General features: G+C 72.8%; 15 protein-coding genes and 1 pseudogene. 10 read left to right on the forward strand and 6 right to left on the reverse strand.

What is annotated here, in order from left to right; genetic code table 11:
* Positions 1-43 precede the first annotated feature (43 nt).
* Complete coding sequence (locus tag ACWCPY_RS24800; protein WP_329817943.1) at positions 44-334, forward strand: YiaA/YiaB family inner membrane protein; 291 nt, start codon at positions 44-46, stop codon at positions 332-334.
* Positions 335-415: 81 nt separating this feature from the next.
* Positions 416-1,039: a TetR family transcriptional regulator gene (locus ACWCPY_RS24805; RefSeq protein ID WP_451268347.1), complete on the forward strand. Its 624-nt coding sequence runs from the start codon at positions 416-418 to the stop codon at positions 1,037-1,039.
* A gap of 18 nt (positions 1,040-1,057) precedes the next feature.
* Here ACWCPY_RS24805 and ACWCPY_RS24810 read toward each other — a convergent pair whose 3' ends face one another.
* Positions 1,058-1,519, reverse strand: a complete 462-nt coding sequence (locus ACWCPY_RS24810; protein WP_451268349.1) for a MaoC family dehydratase — start codon at positions 1,517-1,519, stop codon at positions 1,058-1,060.
* 132 nt (positions 1,520-1,651) lie between these two features.
* On the opposite strand from ACWCPY_RS24810, the gene soxR reads away from it, so the two are divergent.
* Complete coding sequence (soxR, locus tag ACWCPY_RS24815) at positions 1,652-2,125, forward strand: redox-sensitive transcriptional activator SoxR (protein WP_451268351.1); 474 nt, start codon at positions 1,652-1,654, stop codon at positions 2,123-2,125.
* Between the two features lie 42 nt (positions 2,126-2,167).
* On the opposite strand, the gene ACWCPY_RS24820 is transcribed toward soxR, so the two are convergent.
* Entirely contained in the window at positions 2,168-2,779 is a 612-nt protein-coding gene (locus tag ACWCPY_RS24820; protein ID WP_451268353.1) for a hypothetical protein, read from the reverse strand.
* Positions 2,780-3,008: 229 nt separating this feature from the next.
* Here ACWCPY_RS24820 and ACWCPY_RS24825 point away from each other — a divergent pair, with 229 nt between their 5' ends.
* Positions 3,009-5,831: a penicillin acylase family protein gene (locus tag ACWCPY_RS24825; protein WP_451268355.1), complete on the forward strand. Its 2,823-nt coding sequence runs from the start codon at positions 3,009-3,011 to the stop codon at positions 5,829-5,831.
* Between the two features lie 57 nt (positions 5,832-5,888).
* Here the strand turns inward: ACWCPY_RS24825 and ACWCPY_RS24830 are convergent, their stop codons facing one another.
* A complete protein-coding gene (locus ACWCPY_RS24830; protein ID WP_451268357.1) occupies positions 5,889-7,154 on the reverse strand; it encodes an exo-beta-N-acetylmuramidase NamZ family protein in 1,266 nt (421 codons plus the stop codon).
* Positions 7,155-7,339: 185 nt separating this feature from the next.
* Here ACWCPY_RS24830 and ACWCPY_RS24835 point away from each other — a divergent pair, with 185 nt between their 5' ends.
* The 3 genes from ACWCPY_RS24835 to ACWCPY_RS24845 are packed head-to-tail and all read left to right on the forward strand — an operon-like array spanning position 7,340 to position 10,384.
* Positions 7,340-8,104, forward strand: coding sequence for an SDR family oxidoreductase (locus ACWCPY_RS24835; RefSeq protein ID WP_451268359.1), 765 nt, complete (start codon positions 7,340-7,342; stop codon positions 8,102-8,104).
* Entirely contained in the window at positions 8,101-9,759 is a 1,659-nt protein-coding gene (locus ACWCPY_RS24840; RefSeq protein ID WP_451268361.1) for a class I adenylate-forming enzyme family protein, read from the forward strand. The genes ACWCPY_RS24835 and ACWCPY_RS24840 overlap by 4 nt, the downstream gene beginning before the upstream one ends.
* A gap of 31 nt (positions 9,760-9,790) precedes the next feature.
* Positions 9,791-10,384: a TetR/AcrR family transcriptional regulator gene (locus ACWCPY_RS24845; protein ID WP_093541408.1), complete on the forward strand. Its 594-nt coding sequence runs from the start codon at positions 9,791-9,793 to the stop codon at positions 10,382-10,384.
* On the opposite strand, the gene ACWCPY_RS24850 is transcribed toward ACWCPY_RS24845, so the two are convergent.
* On the reverse strand, positions 10,323-11,252 hold the full coding sequence (locus tag ACWCPY_RS24850; RefSeq protein WP_451268363.1) for a LysR family transcriptional regulator: 930 nt from the start codon (positions 11,250-11,252) through the stop codon (positions 10,323-10,325). The genes ACWCPY_RS24845 and ACWCPY_RS24850 overlap by 62 nt on opposite strands.
* Positions 11,253-11,326: 74 nt before the next feature.
* Between ACWCPY_RS24850 and ACWCPY_RS24855 the strand changes: the two genes are divergently transcribed.
* Positions 11,327-11,491 carry a hypothetical protein gene (locus tag ACWCPY_RS24855; protein WP_451268365.1) on the forward strand — a complete coding sequence of 55 codons (165 nt, stop codon included), beginning with the start codon at positions 11,327-11,329 and terminating at the stop codon, positions 11,489-11,491.
* Between the two features lie 66 nt (positions 11,492-11,557).
* On the forward strand, positions 11,558-16,150 hold the full coding sequence (locus tag ACWCPY_RS24860) for a HEAT repeat domain-containing protein (RefSeq protein ID WP_451268367.1): 4,593 nt from the start codon (positions 11,558-11,560) through the stop codon (positions 16,148-16,150).
* A gap of 27 nt (positions 16,151-16,177) precedes the next feature.
* On the opposite strand, the gene ACWCPY_RS24865 is transcribed toward ACWCPY_RS24860, so the two are convergent.
* Both ACWCPY_RS24865 and ACWCPY_RS24870 read right to left on the reverse strand, forming a co-directional pair.
* Complete coding sequence (locus tag ACWCPY_RS24865) at positions 16,178-17,404, reverse strand: acyl-CoA dehydrogenase family protein (RefSeq protein WP_451268369.1); 1,227 nt, start codon at positions 17,402-17,404, stop codon at positions 16,178-16,180.
* 8 nt (positions 17,405-17,412) lie between these two features.
* The gene (locus ACWCPY_RS24870; RefSeq protein WP_451268371.1) at positions 17,413-18,435 is read right to left on the reverse strand and encodes a phosphotransferase family protein; all 1,023 of its coding nucleotides are present in this window, start codon (positions 18,433-18,435) and stop codon (positions 17,413-17,415) included.
* A 177-nt stretch (positions 18,436-18,612) separates the two neighbouring features.
* Between ACWCPY_RS24870 and ACWCPY_RS24875 the strand changes: the two are divergent.
* Positions 18,613-19,200 (forward strand): annotated as a pseudogene (locus ACWCPY_RS24875) (glucarate dehydratase); the annotation flags it as partial.

The following is a 19,200-nucleotide window of genomic DNA, read 5'->3' on the forward strand; positions in this document are numbered from 1 at the left end:
GGAGCGGATGTGGCGCACGCCACGTCGTCCGATGCTGGGTGCCATGAGTGAGACAGCACCGGTCAAGCAGCAGAGCACCGCGGCCTTCTACGGCCAGGCCGTCGCCTCCTTCGGGGTGGCGATCGGCGCCGTGGCTCTCGGTATCTACTTCCTCGACGCCGACGCCTGGGTCCGCGGATTCCTCGCGATCGGCGTCCTCTATCTCGTCACCTCCTGCTTCACCCTGGCCAAGGTCATCCGTGACCGCCAGGAGGCGGGGCAGATCGTCAGCCGGGTCGACCAGGCCCGGCTGGAGAAGATCCTCGCCGAGCACGATCCCTTCCAGAAGCTCTGACAGTCCCGCCGGACGGGCCCTAAGCGCTTGCTCAGGTTCGGGGTATGGTGTTCGTCCTGCTGACGAGAGGGGCGAGTGACGATGAGCACGGCGGAGGAGACCGACGGCGACAGCGCGCCGTGGGCCGAGGTGACGCCCGAGGCGGCCCGGCGGCTGCTCGTCGCCGCCGTCGACGCCTTCGCCGAGCGCGGGTACCACGCCACCACCACCCGCGACATCGCGGGCCGGGCGGGGATGAGTCCCGCCGCGCTCTACATCCACTACAAGACGAAGGAAGAGCTGCTCCACCGGATCAGCAGGATCGGCCACGACCGCGCCCTGTTCGTCCTGGAGGCCGCCGCCGACGGCGGGGGCACGGCGGCCGAGCGGCTGGCCGAGGCCGTACGGTCCTTCGTCCGCTGGCACGCCGAACGGCACACCACCGCCCGCGTGGTCCAGTACGAGCTCGACGCCCTCGGCGAGGAGCACCGCGCCGAGATCGTCGAGCTGCGCCGCCGGAGCGACGCGGTGGTGCGCCGGATCATCGGTGAGGGCGTGCGGGCGGGGGAGTTCGACGTCCCCGACGTCCCCGGCACCACGCTCGCGGTGCTCTCGCTCTGCATCGACGTGGCGCGCTGGTTCAATGCGCAGGGCAGCCGGACGCCGGACGAGGTCGGCGATCTCTACGCCGGCCTCGTGCTGCGCATGGTCGCCGCCGAGCGGTAGGGGCGGCGGGCCGCGTCGTCAGAAGTAGTAGCGGGACACCGACTCGGCCACGCACACCGGCTTGTCGCCGCCCTCGCGCTCGACCGTGACGACGGCGGTGACCTGCACCCCGCCCCCGGCCTCCTCGACGCTCCTCAGGACGGCCGAGGCGCGCAGCCGTGAGCCCACGGGCACCGTGGACGGGAAACGGACCTTGTTCGTCCCGTAGTTGATGCCCATCTTCATGCCCTCGACCCGCATGATCTGCGGTACGAGCGCAGGCAGCAGCGAGAGCGTGAGATAGCCGTGGGCGATGGTCCTGCCGAACGGCCCGGCTGCGGCCCGCTCCGGGTCCACATGGATCCACTGGTGGTCGCCGGTGGCCTCGGCGAAGAGGTCGATCCTCTTCTGGTCGACCTCCAGCCAGTCGCTGTGCCCCAGCTGCTCGCCCACCCCGTCGCTCAGTTCCTGCGCGGACGTGAAGATCCTCGGCTCTGCCATGTCCCTGGTCCCTGCCCTTCCCGCTCCGGTCCATCCTCCGTGGCGCTGTCTAAGCGCTTGCTCAGCATGGTTGGCGGGTGCGTTCCTGTCAACGACGGACCGGCCGGAGGGCGGGCCAGTAGGGTTGGAGGGGTGCCCCAGATCCCACAGACACTCCATGAACTCACGGTCGGACAGCTCTCCGCGCGCAGCGGCGCCGCTGTGTCCGCCCTGCACTTCTACGAGGCCAAGGGCCTGATCAGCAGCCGTCGCACCAGTGGCAACCAGCGCCGCTACAGCAGGGACGCGCTGCGCAGGGTCGCGTTCGTCCGTGCGGCACAACGGGTCGGCATCCCGCTCGCCACCATCCGGGACGCCCTCGCCGAACTTCCCGAGGAGCGCACCCCCAACCGTGAGGACTGGGCACGGCTCTCCGCGGCCTGGCGCTCCGAACTGGACGACCGCATCGAGCGGTTGGCACGGCTGCGGGACCATCTCACCGACTGCATCGGCTGCGGCTGCCTGTCGCTGGAGAACTGTGTGCTCTCCAACCCGAACGACGTCACCGGACGGCGGATCAGCGGTTCGCGCCTGATGCCGGAGTGCCCGCCGGCGGAGCGCGCGTAGCGCCGGACGGCGCGCGTCCGGGCCGGGTCCTCCCGTCGCGCGTCACGCCACCGATGCCAGATCCCGCCGCGGTGCGCTCCGGGCCTTCGCCAGTGCCCGCGGGGTGAGCACCGGCTGCGGCACCACGATCCCGCACCCCGTGCAGACCGGCCCCGCCCACGGGGCGCACCGCAGATCCTGCCGCCAGTGGATCCCGGTGCCCGCGCACACCGGGCAGACCGTGCCGGGCTCCGACTCCAGTGCCGTGATCAGCCGGCTCAGCACCTCGGCGAGCGGCGCCGACGGATGCACCGCCGGGTCCTCGCAACGGGCGACCCCGTGGCCGCCCCAGGTGCGCCGGTGCCAGTCGTCGAACGCGCCGGGCCGGCGCAGCCCGTCGTGCTTCTCCCGCCTGCGGCGCTCGGCGAACCCCGCCTCGTAACCGAGCCAGACCGCTCGCGCCGCCTCCAGTTCGTCCAGCGCGCGGATCAGCCGCGCCGGATCGGGGGACCGATCCTCGGGCCCGATTTCGTGCCGGGTGCACAGATGGTCCCAGGTCGCCCGATGTCCGTAAGGGGCGAACCTCTCCAGGCACTTGCGCAGCGAATACCGCCGCAGTGCCAGGTCGCTCCGCGGATCGCGCACCTGTCTCGCAAGACTCCGGAATCCCGCCACCGCACCGTCACCTCCGTCGCTCGTACTTCGGCGTCAAGGGATGGACGTACGGCTGCCCCGTTCGGATCCCGCGAAGACTGATGTTGTCCGGAATTCGGCGCGCCCCGCCGGTGCGGCGCCGCCGCGGGCGACGCGATGTGACGATTCGGAAAAGGTGACGGTTGCTCACCTTACCGACGGGTCGTACCGCCAGTAACCTCCGGCGCATCGGCCTCTCGGAGGAGCACGCATGCCCCCACGCACCGTCAAGTTCAGAGCCGCCACCGTCGCGGCGGTTCTCGCACTCGGCACCACCCTGCTCGCGGCCTCGCCGCAGGCCGGCGCCGCGGAACCCGGCCCCGTCACCGACTACTGCCAGGGGCAGTGCGACGACATCCTGCCGCCCGGCGAGAACGGCAACGCCACCCTCGTCGACATCCTCGGCAACAAGGCGTTCGGTACGCACCCCAAGCACAGCGACGACCAACTCGACCGCTACAACGGCCTGGTGGCCGGACACACCGGTCTCACCGACCAGAAGCTGACCGACTTCTTCAACGACGCCTCCTTCGGTGTGCCCGAGGACCAGGTCGAGTCCGTCACCTCGCCGCGCGACGACGTCACCATCACCCGTGACAAGGCCTCCGGTGTCCCGCACATCAAGGGCACCACCCGCTACGGGACCGAGTTCGGCGCCGGATTCGCCGCCGGGCAGGACCGGCTCTGGCTGATGGACCTCTTCCGGCACATCGGACGGGGCGAACTGACCTCGTTCGCCGGCGGCGCCCTCGCCAACCAGGGCCTGGAACAGCAGTTCTGGCCGCAGGCCCCGTACACCGAGGCCGATCTCGAAGCCCAGGTCGAGTACATCAGGACCCACGAGGGTGCCCGCGGCGAGCAGGCCATGGCGGACGCCCAGGCATACGTCGACGGCATCAACGCCTACCGGGAGAAGTCGAAGAACGGACGCTACTTCCCGGGCGAGTACGTCCTCACCGGCAAGATCGACTCCATCACCAACGTCGGTGAGATCCAGCCGTTCAAGCTGACCGACCTGATCTCCGTAGCCTCGGTCGTCGGCGGCCAGTTCGGCGGCGGCGGTGGCGGCGAGGTGCAGGCGGCGCTCTCGCTGCTGGCCGCCCAGCAGAAGTACGGCGTGGCCGAGGGCACCAAGGTCTGGGAGTCGTTCCGCCAGCGCGAGGACCCCGAGGCCGTGCTGACGATCCACGACGGCACCGCGTTCCCGTACGCCGGCAAGCCCGACAAGGCCCGCGGCACCGCGCTGCCGGACGCCGGCTCCGTCACCGCCGAACCCCTCATATACGACCGCACCGGCTCCGCGGGCACCGACAAGAAGGCCCCGGTCAAGGCCCCGGCCCCGCTCAAGAAGGCCCAGGGCATCTACGACGACGGCGTCATCCCGGAGGGATCGCTGCCCGGCTCCGGTTCCGGCGCCCAGAAGCGCGGCATGTCCAACGCCCTGCTGGTCTCCGGGAAGAACACCGCGAGCGGGAACCCCGTCGCCGTGTTCGGCCCGCAGACCGGCTACTTCGCCCCTCAGCTGATGATGCTCCAGGAACTCCAGGGACCGGGCATCAGCGCACGTGGTGTCTCCTTCGCCGGCGTCGGCATGTACGTCCAGATGGGCCGGGGCCAGGACTACGCCTGGAGCGCCACCTCGGCCGGCCAGGACATCACCGACACATACGCCGTCGACCTGTGCGAGCCCGACGGCTCCACGCCCACCAAGGACTCCACGCACTACCTCTACCGCGGCACCTGCACCGCCATGGAGACGCTGGAGCGCACCAACTCCTGGAAGCCGACCGTCGCCGACTCCACGGCGAAGGGCTCCTACCGGATGCAGGTCCGGCGCACGAACTACGGCATCGTCACCCACCGCGCCACCGTGGGCGGCAAGCCCGTCGCGTACACCTCGCTGCGCAGCACCTACCGGCACGAGGCCGACTCGATCATCGGCTTCCAGATGTTCAACGATCCGTCGTACGTCACGGACGCCGCCTCCTTCCAGCGGGCGGCGAGCAATATCGACTACGCCTTCAACTGGTTCTACGCCGACTCCCGCACCGCCGCGTACTACAACAGCGGCATGAACCCGGTGCGCGCGACGGGCGTCGACCCGGCGCTGCCGGTGCGGGCCGAGCGGGCCTACGAGTGGCAGGGGTACGACCCGGCCGCCAACACCGCCGCGTACACCGCGTTCGCCGAACACCCGCACTCCAGCGGGCAGGACTACTACGTCTCCTGGAACAACAAGCAGGCCAAGGGGTACGCCGCCGCGGGCTTCGGCCTGAGCGCCGTGCACCGGGGCGACCTGCTGGACGACCGGGTGGCGAAGCTGGTCGAGGAGGGAGGGGTGACCCGCGCGTCCCTCACCCGGGCCATGGCCGAGGCCGCGGTCACCGATCTGCGCGGCGAGCAGCTGCTGCCCGAACTGCTGAAGGTGATCCGCTCCGAGCCGGTGACCGATCCCGAACTCAACAGTGCTGTGCAGCAGTTGGAGTCCTGGCGGGCGGCGGGCTCGCAGCGCCGGGAGAGCAGCCCCGGTTCGCACGCCTACAGCCACGCCGACGCGGTGCGGATCATGGACGCGTGGTGGCCGGAACTGGTCGAGGCCGAGTTCGAGCCGGGGCTCGGCGGGGACCTGTACGCGGCGCTGACCGCCAACCTCGCCACGGACGAGTCCCCGGCGGCGAGCCACGGACCCAGCGGGGCGCACAGCGGATCCGCGTTCCAGTACGGCTGGTGGGGCTTCGTGGACAAGGACCTGCGCCAGGTCCTGGGGCAGCCGGTGAAGGGGCCGCTGGCCAGGACGTACTGCGGCGGCGGCGATCCGGGCAGCTGCCGTGACGCGCTCCTCGCGTCCCTGAAGCAGGCCGTGGCCCGGCCGGCGACGGAGGTCTATCCGGGCGACGACAACTGCAAGGCGGGCGAGCAGTGGTGCACCGACTCGATCGTCCACCGGCCGCTCGGCGGGATCGGCCAGAAGGCCATCCACTGGCAGAACCGCCCGACGTACCAGCAGGTGGTGGAGTTCCCCGCCCACCGGTAGGGGGTTGAACGACCGTGCCGGGCGGGTCCGGACTCCTCGGACCCGCCCGGCGCCGTCTCACCGGTACTGGAGATACCGCTTCCGCAGGGCACGGAACGCGGCGAGATCCTCCGACCAGGCCCCCACCACCTCGTCCGTGTCCGCCCCCGCGTCGATCATGGTGCGGACCCGGGTGTTGCCGGTGAGCTTGTCGATCCAGTTGTCCGAGCGCCACTCGAACCCGCTCCAGGTCCGCTTCGCCGTCACCAGCAGCGCGATGCCCGTGCGTACCGGATCGAAGGCCTCGCGGTCGTGGACGTGCAGCTGCACGCCGCCGACCGTCCTGCCCTGGAACTTGGAGAACGTCGGCGCGAAGTACGCCTCGCGGAACGCCACCCCGGGCAGGTCGAGCGCGTTCGCCGCCGCCGCCCAGCGGTGGTCGATGCCCTCCGCGCCGAGCAGTTCGAACGGCCGGGTCGTGCCGCGTCCCTCGGAGAGGTTCGTGCCCTCGAACAGGCAGGTCCCCGAGTAGACGAGCGCGGTGTCGGGCGTCGGCATGTTGGGGCTCGGCGGCACCCACGGCAGCCCGGTCGCGTCGAAGAAGTCCGAGCGCTTCCAGCCGGACATCTTCACGATGCGCAGGTCCACCGGCCGGTCGGCCAGGAACCGGGCGTTGAAGAGCAGCGCCAGTTCGGTGACCGTCATGCCGTGCGCCTGCGCGATCTCCCGGCGGCCCACGAACGTGCCGAACGCCGGGTCGAGGACCGGGCCGAGCGCCGCCCGCCCGGTCACCGGGTTCGGCCGGTCCAGGACGACGAACCGCTTCCCCGCGAGCGCCGCCGCCTCCATGCAGTCGTACAGCGTCCAGATGTACGTGTAGAAGCGGGCTCCGGCGTCCTGGATGTCGAAGACGACCGTGTCCACGCCGGACGCCGTGAAGACATCGGCGAGCGGCTGACCGCTCTTCAAGTACGTGTCGTAGACCGGCAGTCCGGTCGCCGGGTCGTCGTACCGCCCCTCCGAACCGCCCGCCTGCGCGGTGCCCCGGAAGCCGTGTTCCGGCCCGAAGACGGCGATCAGGTCCACCCGCTCGTCCGGGTGCATCACATCGACGATGTGGCGCACGTCGGAGGTGATCCCGGTCGGGTTGGTGACCACCCCGACCTTCTGGCCCTTCAGCAGCGCGTAGCCGTCCGCCGCCAGCCGGTCGAAACCGGTGCGGACCCGGCCGTGCCCCTTGCCCGCGGCGGGGGCGGCGCTCGCGGCCCCGGTCCCGGCGGCCGTCGCCGCGAGGGCCCCCACCGCACCGCCGGCGGCCAGCAAACCACGTCTGGTCAGGCTCATTCGGCTACCTCCATGATCGCGACGACTGTCATGGTCACGCACGCTAGCGCGCGATCAGGCCATACGGAATGAGCCGGACGGGACGGGTGTGACAGGAGTGCCTCCCGGGCTGCGGCCACCCCTTCCGCTCCGGCATACCGACTGGTTAGTCTGCCGGTGCAGTCGGCTGAGAGAGGCGGGATTCGATGAGTGCGGTGCAGGGCGCGGGCGTGGTGGTCACAGGGGCCGGAGGCGGCATCGGCGCCGCACTGGCCCGCCGGTTCGCCGCGGAGGGCGCGCGGGTCGTGGTCAACGACCTCGACGAGGCGAGGATCAAGACGCTGGCCGAGGAGATCGGCGGCATCGCCGTCGCCGGTGACGCCTCACGGACCGTGGACGCCGCCAGGGACGCGCTCGACGGCACCGTCGACATCTACTGCGCCAACGCCGGCCTCGCCTCGCCCGGCGACGTCTTCGCGGACGAGGAGGTCTGGGCCGCGGCCTGGGACGTCAACGTGATGGCCCACGTCCGCGCGGCCAGGGCGCTGCTGCCCGGCTGGCTGGAGCGCGGCAGCGGACGCTTCGTCTCGACCGCCTCCGCCGCCGGACTGCTGACGATGATCGGCGCCGCGCCGTACAGCGTCACCAAGCACGGTGTCGTCGCCTTCGCCGAATGGCTCTCGCTCACCTACCGCCACCGCGGCATCAAGGTCCACGCGATCTGCCCGCAGGGCGTGCGCACGGACATGCTCACCGCCGCCGGATCGGCCGGGGAGCTCGTCCTCGCCCCCAGCGCCATCGAGCCCGGGGCGGTCGCCGACGCGCTCCTCGACGCCATGGCCGAGGACCGCTTCCTCGTCCTGCCGCACCCCGAGGTCGCCGGGTACTACGGGGCCCGCGCCAAGGACACCGACCACTGGCTCGGCAGCATGAACCACCTCCAGCAGAAGTGGGAGGAGACCGGCGCATGACCGAGTCGATCTACGCGGCCAAGCCGTGGGTCTCCCTGCTCAGCGAGGCCCAGCGGGCCCCCGTCAGCCCCGCCGCCACCCTCGTCCACGCCTTCCGGGACTCCGCCGCCCGCAGCCCCGGACACCCCGCGCTCGCCTACTTCGACGGACGGCTGAGCTACCGCGAGACCGACGCGCTCTCCGACTCGGTGGCCGGCCATCTCGCCGCCGAGGGCCTGGAGCGCGGCGACCGCGTCGCGATCATGCTGCAGAACACCCCGCAGTTCGTGATCGCGCTGCTCGGCGCCTGGAAGGCCGGCGCCACGGTCGTCCCGCTCAACCCGATGTACAGGTCCGGCGAGGTCGGCCATGTGCTGAAGGACGCCGAGGTCACGGCGCTGATCTGCTCGGACCGGGCCTGGGAGGACTGTCTGCGGGACACCGCGGCCGGCGCCCCGACGGTACGGATCGCCCTCACCACCAGTGAGCTCGACCTCCAGACGCAGAACGACGAACGGGTGCTCGGCTTCGAGCGGCTGCCCGTGCCCGCGGACGCCGAGGACCTGGTCGCCGTCGCCCGGCGGGGCATCGGGGCCCCCGAGGGGCGCGAACCCGCCTCCGCCGACGTGGCGCTGATCAGCTACACCTCCGGGACCAGCGGCACCCCCAAGGGCGCCATGAACTCCCACGGCAACATCATGGTCAACGCCGAGCGCCAGCGGGCCGGGCACCCCGTCGACGCGGGCTCCGCCTACTTCGCGCTCGCCCCGCTCTTCCACATCACCGGCATGGTGTGCCAGCTGGCCGCCTGCCTCACCAACGCGGGCACCCTCGTCCTCGCGTACCGCTTCCACCCCGGCGTCGTCCTCGAAGCCTTCGCCGAACACCGCCCCGCCTACACCGTGGGCCCGTCCACCGCCTTCATGGCCCTGGCCGCCCACCCCGACGCCACCCCCGGCCACTTCGCCTCCTTCCGGGTCATCTCCTCGGGCGGGGCACCGCTGCCGCCCGCACTGGTCGAGAAGTTCCGGGCGGGCTTCGGCCCGTACCTCCACAACGGCTACGGCCTCACCGAGTGCACCGCCCCCTGCGCCTCCGTGCCCCCGGAGCGCGAGGCCCCCGTCGACCCGGTCTCCGGGACCCTGTCCGTCGGCCTCCCCGGCCCCGACACGGTGGTCCGGATCCTCGACGAGAACGGTGAGGAGGTGCCCTTCGGGGAGCGGGGCGAGATCGCGGTCCGGGGCCCGCAGGTGGTCTCCGGCTACTGGCGGCTGCCCGAGGCCACCGCCGCCGCCTTCCCGGAGGGCGAGCTGCGCACCGGCGACATCGGCTTCATGGACAGCGCGGGCTGGCTGTATGTCGTCGACCGCAAGAAGGACATGATCAACGCCTCCGGCTTCAAGGTCTGGCCGCGTGAGGTGGAGGACGTCCTCTACACCCACCCGGCGGTCCGGGAGGCGGCCGTCGTCGGCGTCCCCGACGCCTACCGGGGCGAGACCGTCCGCGCCTATGTGAGTCTGCGGCCCGGCGCCTCGGTCGAACCCGGGGAGCTCGGCGCGTACTGCAAGGAGCGGCTCGCCGCGTACAAGTACCCGCGCGAGGTCGAGATCCTGAGCGAACTCCCGAAGACGGCGAGTGGGAAGATCCTCAGGCGGGAACTGCGTTCCCCCCGGTAGACCGAATTCACGCGGAAGGAAGGTGGCGGCAATGGCCAAGGCGACGGACGGGGACACGGCTCCCGTCCCTCAGCGGCTGCTGGCCGCCGCCACCCGGCTCTTCGCCGAGCAGGGCTACGACCGCACCTCGGTCCAGGAGATCGTCGAGGCGGCCGGCGTCACCAAGGGCGCGCTCTACCACTACTTCGGCTCCAAGGAGGACCTCCTCCAGGAGGTCTACGCCCGTGTGCTCCGCCTCCAGCAGGAGCGCCTCGACGCCTTCGCCGACGCCGACGCCCCCGTGGAGCAGCGGCTGCGCGACGCCGCGGCCGATGTGGTCGTCACGACCATCGAGAACCTCGACGACGCCTCGATCTTCTTCCGGTCCATGCACCATCTGAGCCCGGAGAAGAACAAGCAGGTCCGGGTGGAGCGGCGGCGCTACCACGAGCGCTTCCGGGCCCTGGTGGAGGAGGGACAGCGCAGCGGCGTGTTCTCCACGGCCACCCCGGCCGACCTGATCGTCGACTACCACTTCGGTTCGGTCCACCACCTCTCCACCTGGTACCGCCCCGACGGCCCGCTCAGCCAGCAGGAGGTCGCCGACCACCTGGCCGACCTGCTGCTGCGGGCGCTGCGCCCGTAGGGCCTGTCAGCCGGCCGAGGAGCGCTTCCGCCGCCGGGTTGCCGGGGCGGGGTGCCCGCCCGGCGAGGACCACGGTCCGGCCGGGCTCCGGCTGGCGGATGCTCACGCACGGCAGCCCCGCGTCCTCGCCGATCCGCCGCGGCACGATCGCCACGCCGATCCCGGCCCGTACCAGATCGACGAGCAGCCGGATCTGGGTGACGTCGCAGGTGATCCGGCGCTCCAGCCCGCAGTGCGCGGCCAGTCTCCGCACCGCGGTCTCCAGCCCGGTGCCCGCCCGGAAGTCCACGAACGGCTCGTCGGCGAGATCCTTGATCAGGGTGCGCCCGGCGGTCGCCAGCCGATGGCCCGGCGCGGTGATCAGCACCAGGTCCTCGTGCCAGGTCGCGAACCCGGCGATGCCCTCGGGAAGTTCGGCGGCGTCCGGCGCGAGATAGGCGAGGTCCAGCTCACCGGCCCGCAGCCCCGTGACCAGCTCGGGCGTCGTCGCCTCCCGCAGCGAGATCTGCACCCCCGGCCACAGCCGGTGGTACGAGGCCAGCTCGGCCGCCAGATCCACGCAGGTCAGCGTCTGGATCGTGCCGACCCTGACCCGGCCGGTCACCAGCCCCGCCACGGCCGCCACCGCGTCCCGCGCCGCCTCCGTCCCGGCGAGCACCGACCGCGCCTCGGGCAGCAGTGCCCGGCCCGCCTCGGTGAGGATCACCCGCCGGCCGGTCCGGTCGAACAGCTCGGCCCCCAGCTCCCGTTCGAGGTTGCGCACGGAGGTGCTCAGCGCGGACTGCACGATCAGCTCGGCACGGGCGGCGGCGGTGAAACCGCCGTGCGTGACCACCGCCATGAAGTGGCGGAGTTGGCGTAGCTCCATCCATCCACGTTATCGATCGCAGCCAGCTGAACCATCTGTTGGACCGATCACGGACGCGGGCCGAAGCTGGAGGTATGACTCACATCCAGCCGTCCACGCGCGTCCCCGCACTCTGGGCCGCGGCGTACGGCCCCCACCACGCGCGGGCCGTGCGCCTCGCCGCCCGGTGCCTGCTGCGGGTGAGGGCCTTCGTCCGCGAACTGGCCCTGGCGGACCACGTGGGTTCCGGCGGCTACTGATACCGGCGGGAGCACGGGCCCGAAACCCGTTGGTGGGGCCGGAGAGCGCCCGGCTAGCATCCGACGATGCAGACGCCGGCCGATGAACGGTTCCACACCCTGGGGCGACTGATCGGGCACGAGGACCCCGGGCAGCGTCATCTCGGGCTGGTCCTGCTCACCGAGCGTGTCACCGAGCACCCCCCGTCCGACGACCGGGAGACGGACCGGCTCGCCGGGCTGCTGCCCGCATCGCTGACCGGACGTCCGGAGGCCGATCTCCTCCTGGCCGGGCTCTACGAACGCCTCGGCCACCGCCTCGGGGGCCGCCCCCGGCCGCCGTGGCGCACGACCGGGGAACTGCCGGCTCGGGTGAGGATCGCCTGGCTGCGCGCCGATGTGCTCCACGATCCCGGGGTGCTCCGCGACGAGGTCCCGGGCGAACTCCTCTACCAGGCCGTACGGGGTGCGGGCATCACCGGTACGCACCGGCCGGCGCGGCTCGTGGACGAGCTGGCGGGCAGCGGCGATCCGGTGCTCCAGGCCGAGGCGCTGCGGCTGGCCAGGGAGGGACTGCGCGCCGGGCTGCTGGCCCCGGCACTGGTCCGGGAGGACCTGATCGCCCTGCTGGGCGCCGGCAGCGCCCCGGTCGTCGCCGGTGCGCTGGGCGAGCTCGCCGAACCGTGGGCGGCGACTGATCCGCTGCCGCCCGGAATCCTCGCCCCGTTCCTCTCGGCCGATCCGGTACGGGAACACGCCGGCCAGCCGGAGCGGGCGCCGGTACGGGAGTGGCCCGCGGTGGCCGGTGCCGCCCTCCGGGCCGCCGCGCGCCACGGTCACCGGGACCTGCTGCGCCGGGCCGTCGCGGAACCCGGCCTTCCGCCGGGCGTCCGCCGAAGCGCGATGGAACTCCTGGGCGATCTGGCGGACCGCGAGGACATCGGCGAGCTGACGGCCGCGGCCGCACGCGATCCGCTGCTGCTCGGCGGGCCTGCCGTGACCTGTCTGCGCGGACTCCACCGGCGCGGTCACTTCCCGGACGGGCCGGACGTCCCCGCCGTCATCGGCCTCGCCCTGTCCGACCACTCCGTTCCGGCCCGCGATGTCGCGACGATCCTCTTCACCGCCCGGAAGGAGGCGCTCCGCGTACTGACGGACGCACCGGCCGACGACCCGGGCTGGCCGCGACGGCTCGCCCTGCTGGTCGCCCTGGCCGGACAGGGCGCCGGTGACCTCCCGATCGGGGACGCCATCGCGTACGTCCTTCCCGCCGCCCCCGCACCCGGGCCGTTCCTCGACGCTCTCCGCGAGCTGCGCCACGAGGGTGCCGAGGAGGCCGTGATCGCCCTGCTGCCCTCGGCACCGGGCGCGGCCCTGGACACGCTGGAGGCGATCGGCGGGGACCGGACGGTACTGGCCCTGCGCCAGGGGCTGGGCCTCACCGGCGACGAGGGAACAGCACCCCACCTGCGCGCCGTACGCGGCCGCGCCCTCGAACTGCTGTGGCTGCTGAACCGCGATCCGGCGCTCCGCCACGAACTCCTCGCACGGCTGGACCCCGTCGACCTGCCGCCGCGCATCGCGGCCGGTCTCGGCGGCCCGGACGAGCGGGAGCTGGTCCTGCTCCGCTCCCACCTGGACCCGGACGAGCCGGTGGCGGCGCTGTGCCGGCTGGCGGCCCACGGCAACGCCGGCACCCTCCCGGTCATCGCCGACCTGCTGCTGCGCATCGTGGCCGGGCAGGCCGCGGCGGGTGAGCCGGGCGCGGCCACCAGGACGGGGGAGCACGGACGGCCCGCCGGTGAGCCGGTGGTGCCGCAGGAAGTCCTGGACGCGGCGAACGCCCTGGGCCGCAGACTCCACGAACGGGGCGCGATCCGGCCGGTCTGCCTGCTCGGCACCGCGGACGCGCGGGAGGCGGGGCACGCACTCGTCGCGACGACGGCACTGGACCTGCTGGAGAGACCCGGACTGTCCGACGGCGAGCAGGCGATCCTGCTCGAACTGCTGCTCCGGACCCCCTGGACGGGCACCCGCGCGCGGGTGCACCGGCTGCTGCGCCACCGCGACCGGCACGTACGCAAGCACGTCATCGCCCTGCTCGCCCGCGACGCCACCGGCGAGGACGCCCAGGCGCTGTCGGCGACGCTGATCGCGCTGACCACCGCGCCGGACATCCAGACCGTCCGGCAGGCGCTGCTCGCACTGGGCCACGCCCGCGCCCACTGGGCGAGCGCCGCGATCGCCGCCTGCCTCGACCATCCGAACATGAACATCCGCAAGACGGCGGCCGAGGTGCTGGTCCGCGCGGGCACACCGGCGGCGCTCCCGAAGCTCCTCCTCCGACTCGCACACGACGGCAACCCCGGTCTGCGCGACAGCCTCGTCGAAGCACTGCACGCGGTCCTCGGCGACGCCTACGCGGCCACCCTCCTCGCCGCCGCCGAGCACAGCCCGGACGAGGGCACCCGTGAGCTGCTGCTGGCGGGCCTCCACGGCACCCTCACCGCACGCTCGGTCCTCGCACTGGACGACCAGGCCTCACCGGTGGCGGCCCCGCTGCTCGCCCTGGTGGCGTCCGGCCGGGTCGCACTCGCCTCCGGCACCGTGCGGGACCTGGCGATACCGATGGCCCGGCACGGGATCACCGCACCGGCCGCCCAGGAACCGTCGGCGGAGGCCGGCCGGGCGGACCGTGACATCGCGGCCCTGGTGGCCCGGGGCTGGGACCCCGAGATCGCGCTGCGCGTCGCCGAGCGGGACGAGCCGCTGGGCCCCGACCGGGCGGAGCGGCTGCGGCCGATGCTGGCCGACTGGCTCCGGCTGGCCGGCTCCCGGCCGGTGCTCCGCGACAAGGCACTGCGGAACAAGGTGGTGCGCTTCGTGCTGTCGCTCTGCACCGAGCCCCGGGACGGTGCGGAGCTCACGGCACTGGCCCGGTCCGCCCCGCTCCTGCTGGACGCGCTCGCCGACGCCCGGGACGGCGACCGGCACGACCTGATCGCCGTACTCGAAGCGGTCGCGCCGATGCTGACGGCCACCGCGAAACCGGCCGCCGTCGCCGCGGTACGGGCCCTGCGCCCCGCCCCGGCGGCCCCGAGCCGGTCCACGCTGACGCTGCTGCGCCGCCTCGGCGCGGTTCCGGTCCGCGCCGACCTCGACCGGGCCCTCGCGGACGCCCGGCTCGGCGCCGACCCCTGGCGGGCCGGAACCGCCGTGCTGCGTGAGGCCTTCGCCGTCGCGGAGACGGCCGCCGCCGACGCCCCGCCCGCCGGGACCCGGGCCTGGCGGGCCGAGCTGGACGAGGCGGTCCGCACCCCGGGTACCTGGGAGGAGTTCCGCCGGAGGGACGACGGCGCGGTCCCCTCGCGGGACCGGCTGAGCGCGCTGATCGAGGTCTGTCCGAGCGCCGGTCCCGGGGTCCGGGCCGCTCTCATCGACTGGATGACGCTGCTCCAGCCCATCGACGCACCGCCCTGGACCATCGCCGAGACCGCCCACGCACCTCAGCCGCCACCGCGCCGGTTCCGCGTCGAGGACCTGGACCAGCCGCGCTCGGCGGCGCTGCGGGAGCGGCTGCTGACCATGCTGGGGTCGGCCGTGGCGGACCGCAGACAGGCCGCCGCCCTGGCGCTGGCACGGTGGCCCGAACCGGAGGCCCGGCTGCCGGTGCTGCGCGCGTACCTCCGCGGCCGGGTCGACCTGCGCGTCGGCGCCGGCCTGGCCCGCGCCCTGGGCGCCGTCGACGAGACGGAACTCCGGGGCGACGGCATTCTGCGGGACAGGGCGGCGCGCGCGGCCGCCGCACTCGACCCGTGGGAGAGGGAACGGCTGGTCCCGCTGCTGCTGGAGTGGTGGGAGCACGCCCCGCCCACGGTGGCCCGCGCAGTGGGCGACGCACTGCGCGCCCACCCCGCCGACGCGCTGGCCGGGGCCCTGGCCGACCGGCTCGACGCCGGGGCCTGGGGCTTCCTGGACCTGCTCGTCGGCCGTCCGCTGCTGCGCACCCCCGCGCTGACCCGGACCTGCCGACGGCTGCGCGCCGAGGGACGCGATGAACTCGCTGACCGGCTCCTGCTCGTCGAGGGCCCCTTGCGCGGCCCGGACGCCGAGCGGCAGGACGCGGCGGCACTGGCGGCACTCCGCGACCGGGACGCGTCCGCACCCGCCGGAACCCGGCGCCGCCCCACCCGGCAGGAACTGCTGGGGCTGGCCCGCACCGGCACCGCGGAGCAGATCTGCCGGGCGCTCACGGAACTGGCCGGGACGCACACCGGCCCGGAGCCCGACCTGGACCGGCAACTGGTCGACCTGCTGGGTGAGTTGCTCACCCACCCCCGGTCCAAGGTCCGGCTCCGCGCCCATCGGACCTCACGGGTGATGCTCGCCACGCGGGCCCATCTGCGCCACACCGAGCTCCTCCTGGACGACCCGCGTCCGGACGTGGTGCGCATGGCGATCCGTACGCTCTGCCGGGCGGGCTGGGAGCCCGCGCTCCCCGCCGTGACAGGGCTGCTCGGACACCCGCACGCCGTGGTGCGCGGGACGGCGGCCGAAGCGCTCGTCGGACTGGGCGGGGCGGCGATCCCCGCCCTCCGCAGGGCCGCCGCCCATGCCCGCCCCGACCGGCGCTCCCGGTACACGGACGTACTGGACCGGATCAGGGCCGGTGAGGGCTGAGACAACCCTTCGGGCTGTTCCCACGGCCTACACGTACCGCTTGATCTCCCGCCGGGCCAGCGACCGCTGGTGCACCTCGTCCGGACCGTCCGCCAGCCGCAACGTCCGGGCCGCCGCCCACAGTTCGGCCAGCGGGAAGTCCTGGCTCACCCCGCCGGCGCCGTGCAGCTGCACCGCCCGGTCGAGGATGTCGACCACCGCGCGCGGGGTGGCGATCTTGATGGCCTGGATCTCCGTGTGCGCGCCCCGGTTGCCCACCGTGTCCATCAGCCACGCCGTCTTCAGTACCAGCAGCCGCAGCTGCTCCACCGTGACCCGCGCGTCCGCGATCCAGTTCTGCACGACGCCCTGCTGGGCCAGCGGCCTGCCGAAGGCCGTACGGGACACCGCCCGCCTGCACATCAGCTCGATGGCCCGCTCGGCCATGCCGATCAGCCGCATGCAGTGGTGGATCCGGCCCGGTCCCAGCCGCGCCTGGGCGATGGCGAAGCCGCCGCCCTCCTCACCGATCAGATTCCCGGCCGGCACCCGTACATCGGTGAGGACGACCTCCGCGTGGCCGCCGTGGTAGTGGTCCTCGTACCCGTACACCCGCATGGCGCGGCGCACTTCGAGGCCGGGGGTGTCGCGGGGGACCAGGATCATCGACTGCTGGCGGCGGATGTCCGAGCCGTCAGGGCCATCGGCAGTCGCTGTCTTGCCCATCACGATGAAGATCTCGCAGTCCGGGTTCATCGCCCCGGAGATGTACCACTTGCGGCCGTTGATGACGTAGTCGCCGCCGTCGCGCACGATCCGGGTCTCGATGTTCGTCGCGTCGGAGGAGGCGACCTCGGGCTCCGTCATCGCGAACGCCGAGCGGATCTCACCGGCGAGCAGCGGCTCCAGCCACCGCTTCCTCTGCTCGTCCGTGGCGAACTGGAAGAGCACCTCCATGTTCCCGGTGTCCGGGGCCGCGCAGTTGAGCGCGGTCGGCGCCAACTGCGGGGAGCGGCCGGTGATCTCGGCGAGCGGTGCGTACTGGAGGTTGGTCAGCCCGGCCCCGTACTCCGCGTCCGGCAGGAAGAGGTTCCACAGGCCCTGCCTGCGCGCCTGTGCCTTCAGGTCCTCGACGACCTGCGGGGTGTCCCACGGGGAGGCCAGCAGCGCGCGCTGCTCGTCCGCGGTCTTCTCGGCCGGGTACACGTGCTCGTCCATGAAGGCGAGGAGCCTGGTGCGCAGCTCTTCGGTGCGGGCGTCGAATGCGAAGTCCATGGGGGTGATCAGCCTTCCTGGAGGGTGGTGAGGCCGTGCTCGATGAAGACGGGGACGAGGTCGCCGATGCGGTCGAAGCCGGCGCCCACGGTCTGGCCCAGGGTGTAGCGGTAGTGGATGCCCTCCAGGATCACGGCGAGCTTGAACCAGGCGAACGCCGTGTACCAGGAGATGGCGGAGGTGTCCCGGCCGGAGCGGGCGGCATAGCGCTCGATCAGCTCGGCGGGGGAGGGGTGGCCCGCCGCGCCGCTGGTGGTGGAGACCGGCGATTCGGCCGGACCGAGATCGGAGCTGTACATCACGAGCAGGCCGAGGTCGGTCAGCGGGTCGCCGAGCGTCGACATCTCCCAGTCGAGGACGGCCCTGATCCGGTCGTCGGAACCGATCAGGACGTTGTCCAGCCGGTAGTCGCCGTGCACGACGGTGGGCGCGGGGGAGACGGGCAGCGCGCGGCCGAGCGCGGCGTGCAGTTCGTCGATGCCGGACAGCTCGCGGTTGCGCGACGCGTCCAGCTGCTTGCCCCAGCGGCGCAGCTGCCGGTCGAGGAAGCCCTCGGGCCGCCCGAAGTCGCCGAGCCCGACGGAGTCCGGGTCCACGGCGTGCAGCGCGACGAGGGTGTCGACGAGCCCGAGGACCGCCTCCCGGGTGCGCCCGGGGCCCAGCGGGGCGAGCTGCTCGGCGGTGCGGTACGGGGTGCCCTCGACGTACTCCATGACGTAGAAGGGCGACCCGATCACCGAGTCGTCCTCGCAGAGCAGCACCGGCTCGGGCACCGGAACGGCCGTCGGGTGCAGGGCGCTGATCACCCGGTGCTCGCGCTTCATGTCGTGCGCGGTGGCCAGCACGTGGCCCAGCGGGGGCCTGCGGACGACCCAGCGACCGGTGCCGTCCGTGACGACGTACGTCAGATTCGACCGGCCGCCCTCGATCAGCCGGGCTTCGAGCGGTCCGCTCACCAGCCCCGGCCGCTCGCGGTCGAGGTGTCCGCGCAGCCGGTCGAGGTCGAGACCTGGCGGGTGGACTGAGCTCATCGTGCGCACCTCCGGGGGGTGGAAGACGGTCGGGGACCATCATGCCGACCAGTCGGTATGTCGTCCAGTACGTGCCCGGGATCCATCGGTGGATCCGTGGGCGATCCGGTGGGCGGACTCGTCCCCGACTTGGCGCGGAGTCTGGTGTTCAGTCGCATCCCTGAATAGGGTTCACGTATGAATACAGAGCTGTTGATCGACGAAGTCCGGCTGACCCCGATCCTGATAGCCGACCCGCCCCTGCTCAACACCCAGGGCGTCCACCAGCCGTACACCCCTCGGCTCATCGTGGAGGTCGTCACGCGCGGTGGCGTCACGGGGATCGGGGAGACGTACGGGGACGGCAAGTACCTCGAACTCGCCCGGCCGCTCGCCACCGCACTCGCCGGGCGCCCGGTCAGCGATCTGAACGGTCTGTTCGCTCTGGCCGACGAGGTGTGCGGCGACTCACGGGCGGCCGACGACCGGGTCGAGGCGGGCGGACTGCGCGGCGTGCAGACCGCCGACAAGCTCCGGCTCTCCGTCGTGTCCGGCTTCGAGGTCGCCTGCCTGGACGCGCTGGGCAAGTCCCTCGGCCTGCCCGTGCACGCCCTGCTCGGTGGGAAGGTGCGCGACAGCGTCGAGTACAGCGCGTATCTCTTCTACCGCTGGGCCGCCCACCCCGAGGGCGGTGAACAGGACGACTGGGGCGCCGCCCTCGACCCGGCCGGTGTCGTCGCCCAGGCCCGGCGCTTCGCCCGCGAGCACGGCTTCTCCTCCTTCAAG

The organism is Streptomyces sp. NPDC002403 (genome assembly GCF_053593015.1).

Coding starts and splice junctions, on each gene's coding strand:
- ACWCPY_RS24800 (WP_329817943.1), top strand. CDS start 44: ATGAGTGAGACAGCACCGGTCAAGCAGCAGAGCACCGCGGCCTTCTAC.
- ACWCPY_RS24805 (WP_451268347.1), top strand. CDS start 416: ATGAGCACGGCGGAGGAGACCGACGGCGACAGCGCGCCGTGGGCCGAG.
- ACWCPY_RS24810 (WP_451268349.1), bottom strand. CDS start 1,519: ATGGCAGAGCCGAGGATCTTCACGTCCGCGCAGGAACTGAGCGACGGG.
- ACWCPY_RS24825 (WP_451268355.1), top strand. CDS start 3,009: ATGCCCCCACGCACCGTCAAGTTCAGAGCCGCCACCGTCGCGGCGGTT.
- ACWCPY_RS24830 (WP_451268357.1), bottom strand. CDS start 7,154: ATGAGCCTGACCAGACGTGGTTTGCTGGCCGCCGGCGGTGCGGTGGGG.
- ACWCPY_RS24835 (WP_451268359.1), top strand. CDS start 7,340: ATGAGTGCGGTGCAGGGCGCGGGCGTGGTGGTCACAGGGGCCGGAGGC.
- ACWCPY_RS24840 (WP_451268361.1), top strand. CDS start 8,101: ATGACCGAGTCGATCTACGCGGCCAAGCCGTGGGTCTCCCTGCTCAGC.
- ACWCPY_RS24845 (WP_093541408.1), top strand. CDS start 9,791: ATGGCCAAGGCGACGGACGGGGACACGGCTCCCGTCCCTCAGCGGCTG.
- ACWCPY_RS24850 (WP_451268363.1), bottom strand. CDS start 11,252: ATGGAGCTACGCCAACTCCGCCACTTCATGGCGGTGGTCACGCACGGC.
- ACWCPY_RS24855 (WP_451268365.1), top strand. CDS start 11,327: ATGACTCACATCCAGCCGTCCACGCGCGTCCCCGCACTCTGGGCCGCG.
- ACWCPY_RS24860 (WP_451268367.1), top strand. CDS start 11,558: ATGCAGACGCCGGCCGATGAACGGTTCCACACCCTGGGGCGACTGATC.
- ACWCPY_RS24865 (WP_451268369.1), bottom strand. CDS start 17,404: ATGGACTTCGCATTCGACGCCCGCACCGAAGAGCTGCGCACCAGGCTC.
- ACWCPY_RS24870 (WP_451268371.1), bottom strand. CDS start 18,435: ATGAGCTCAGTCCACCCGCCAGGTCTCGACCTCGACCGGCTGCGCGGA.